The 3,497-nt window shown below is 33.6% G+C and carries 4 protein-coding genes; all 4 read right to left on the reverse strand.

What is annotated here, in order from left to right; translation table 11 throughout:
• Positions 1-746, reverse strand: a 746-nt coding sequence (locus J6V67_RS06245) for an ABC transporter ATP-binding protein (RefSeq protein WP_291860306.1), incomplete at its 3' end; no start/stop codon positions are given.
• Complete coding sequence (locus tag J6V67_RS06250) at positions 743-1,786, reverse strand: branched-chain amino acid ABC transporter permease (RefSeq protein WP_291860309.1); 1,044 nt, start codon at positions 1,784-1,786, stop codon at positions 743-745. The genes J6V67_RS06245 and J6V67_RS06250, both read right to left, overlap by 4 nt.
• Positions 1,787-2,683: a branched-chain amino acid ABC transporter permease gene (locus tag J6V67_RS06255; protein WP_291860312.1), complete on the reverse strand. Its 897-nt coding sequence runs from the start codon at positions 2,681-2,683 to the stop codon at positions 1,787-1,789.
• 59 nt (positions 2,684-2,742) lie between these two features.
• Positions 2,743-3,497: FtsX-like permease family protein (locus J6V67_RS06260; RefSeq protein WP_291860315.1), on the reverse strand; the 755-nt coding region annotated here is incomplete at its 5' end.

Raw genomic sequence — 3,497 nt, forward strand, 5'->3', positions numbered from 1 at the left:
AAATACGCACTTATAACATCTTCATGCTTTACTGCATCGGCTGGAGAGCCAGTAAAAATCACTCTAACATAATCAAGAACCAAAACCCTATCGCAAAGATGATTTACAAATTTCATATCATGCTCAATTAATAAAATAGATAATCCATCAGTAGCCCTAAGATCAAATATTAAATTTGCTAGCTCATCAGTTTCACTAGGATTCATCCCAGCTGCTGGCTCATCTAATAAAAGCAGCTTTGGATTAGTTGCTAATGCCCTTGCTATCTCTACTTTACGCTGCGTTCCATAGCTTAGATTTTTAGCAAAGTCATTAGCATATCTAGAAATACCTAAACGCTCTAAAATTTCCATAGCACGCTCTTTGGCTATTCTTTCATATTTAGCAAATCTACCAAAATGCAAACAAGCTTCTAAAAAGCTATATTTTGTCGAACTATTTAAACCAATTAATACATTTTCTAATACTGTGAGCGAACCAAAAAGGCGGATATTTTGAAATGTTCTAGCAATACCTAAATTTACAATCTTATTTGGCTTAATTCCGTTTAATCTTTTGCCATTAAATTTAATTTCACCGCTACTTGGCTCATAGGCACCAGTGATGATATTAAACATAGTAGTTTTTCCAGCCCCATTAGGCCCAATAAGACCAAAAATCTCCCCTTTTTTTACACCAAAGCTAGTCTCTTTAATAGCCTCTACACCGCCAAAGTTTTTACAAATTTTATTTAATTCTAATATCATTTGCGTCTACCTCTAAATAGATCACCTAGCTCCATCTGCCCCATAATGCCTTTCCTAGCAAACAGCATTACAAAGATTAATACTAGCGAAAATACAACCATTCTAAGCCCTGGATAAGCCTCAGTTTGATAGCCAAAGATATTCATAGGTTCATCTAAAAATCTTAGCCATTCACTACCACCAATTACTAGCACTGTACCAATAATCGCTCCAGTAGTACTACCAAGCCCACCAAGCACTATAATAATAAGCAGTAAGAATGTAAACATAAATGTAAATTGATCAGGACTAACACTACCTAATAATCCAACTAATAAAGCGCCACCCATACCTTCAAAAAATGCACTCACACAAAATGCTGTAGTTTTAGTAGCAAAAGTATTAATTCCCATCGCAATAGCTGCATCTTCATCATCTCGAACAGCCTTCATAGCACGGCCAAATTTAGAATATACTAAATTTAAAATTACAACAGTAGCAAAAATAGCTAGTCCACCACTATAAAAAATATTTGTAAAGCGGCTTAAATCCCCATTGCTATCAACTCTCATAACCTCATTTAGACCGATTGAACCATTTGTAAATGCAGGGAAATTGACAGCTAAAAGTTGAATAATAAAACCAAATCCTAAAGTAACAATAGCTAAATAATCACCCCTAACTCTAAATACAGGCATAGCAAGCAATAAGGCTAACAAAGTAGCACAAACACCACTTATAAACATTGCTAAAATAAAATTACTAGTATAAATAGCCAAGATAATATTTGATGGTTCAGCTGCATCAAATTGATATAACTTAGAATCAGCATTAAGAAGCAAAATAGCAGCTACATAAGCTCCAACAGCCACAAATCCATTTGGCTCAAGACTGAACTGCCCAGTAACGCCATTTATGAGATTATAACTAATAGCAAGAGTAATAAATATAGCAATATTATTTACAATTCCTAAACTATACTCACCTAGATACGCATCACAAAAAAATAAAAATCCAACCGCTAAAATAATAGCTAACCAAAATTTAAATTTACTTGCCATCTAAAACCTACTCTTTTCAAAATTATATCCCAAAATTCCAGTTGGTTTAAATAGTAAAACTAAAATTAAAAAGATAAATGCAAAAGCATCCTTAAATCCTGCAAGATCTGGAAATAATGCTACAGCTACAACCTCTGTAAACCCAATAATAAATCCGCCAAGCACAGCTCCACCAACGCTACCAATACCACCAAGTACTGCAGCAGCAAAGGCCTTAAGTCCAATTAATACACCCATTAATGGATCAATGCTAGGATAATTAATAGCCCAAAATACACCGCCAATAGCAGCAAGAGATGAACCAAGCCCAAAAACAATAGAGATAATTAAATTCGCATCAATTCCCATTAAATTAACCGTACTAATATCAAAAGCAAGCGCTCTAATTGCTATACCATATTTTGTTTTATAAAGCACATATAGAACTATCATTAATAAAAATATAGTAATAATTGGTACAAAAATAGCACTAACTGGCAATGTAATCTTGCCAATATTTACTACTTGCTCAAAAAACTCAGGTACATTAAACGATCTAGGTGTGCCACCAAACACTACTTGAAATACATTTTCAAGTAAAAAGCTAATACCAATAGCTGTAATTAAAAGTGAAATTCTAGGGGCTGAGCGAAGTGGTTTATAAGCAATCTTATCAGTGCAAACACCAAGAAGCGCTGATACAACAACTGCAAAAAGCAAAGCAAATCCAAAAGGAAGTGCCATACTAGTCATACAAAACAAAGCAACATATGCCCCAACCATCATAATATCGCCATGAGCAAAGTTAATAAGCCTTAAAACACCATAAACCATAGTATAGCCAATAGCTATCAAAGCATACATGGATCCAAGACTAAAACCATTTACCATCTGCTGTAAAAATAGAGTAATATCCATAAATTTCCTTCTATACAAACCTAATATTATGCCAAAAACTACTAAACCCTAAGTAAATTTTATTCATTTCTTAATGTAGTTAAAATATCTACATTACTAGCTTTTTTGGCTGGATAGTATGATGATAGTAAAACAATTACTATTGCACCAACTAAAATCATTACCAAATCACTTAAAGCCAACTCCATTGGCAATTTTGAGCTTCCATAAACATCAGCAGGTAAATTTACTATATCAAAATTACCTAATAGCCATACTCCAAAAAGCCCCAAAATAAGACCAAAGATTATTCCACTTCCCCCAATTACACTGCCTTGAACAAAAAAGCTTTTTTTAATCTCACTCTTACTAGCACCAAGTGCAAGTAAAAGCGCAATCTCTTGACGGCGATTCATCACAGTCATTAAAAGCGAACTTATAATATTTAAACTAGCCACTAAAATAATCAGCATTAAAACGATAAAAAGCGCTCTTTTTTCTAATTCTAAAGCACTAAAAAAGTTACCATTTTGCTCCCACCATCCAACAGCTCTTTGACCTGGTGATAGATTTTGATTTAATTTAATAATATCGCTTTTTGGATTATCAGAGTAGATATGAATTCCATCATAACTACCACTCTCATAGCCTAAAATTTTAGCCAAAGCATTAACATCAGTATAAGAATAAGCCTTATCGTATGCGATTAATCCAGAGCTAAAATTTGCTACATAATTAAACCTTTTCATTGTTGGCATAGATACTAATCCACCAGCACTAAGCTGCATAAATAGCATTGTTACCTTCTCATTTAATGAAAGTGCAAAATCATCAG

This window comes from Campylobacter sp. (assembly GCF_017646085.1).
GTDB lineage: Bacteria > Campylobacterota > Campylobacteria > Campylobacterales > Campylobacteraceae > Campylobacter.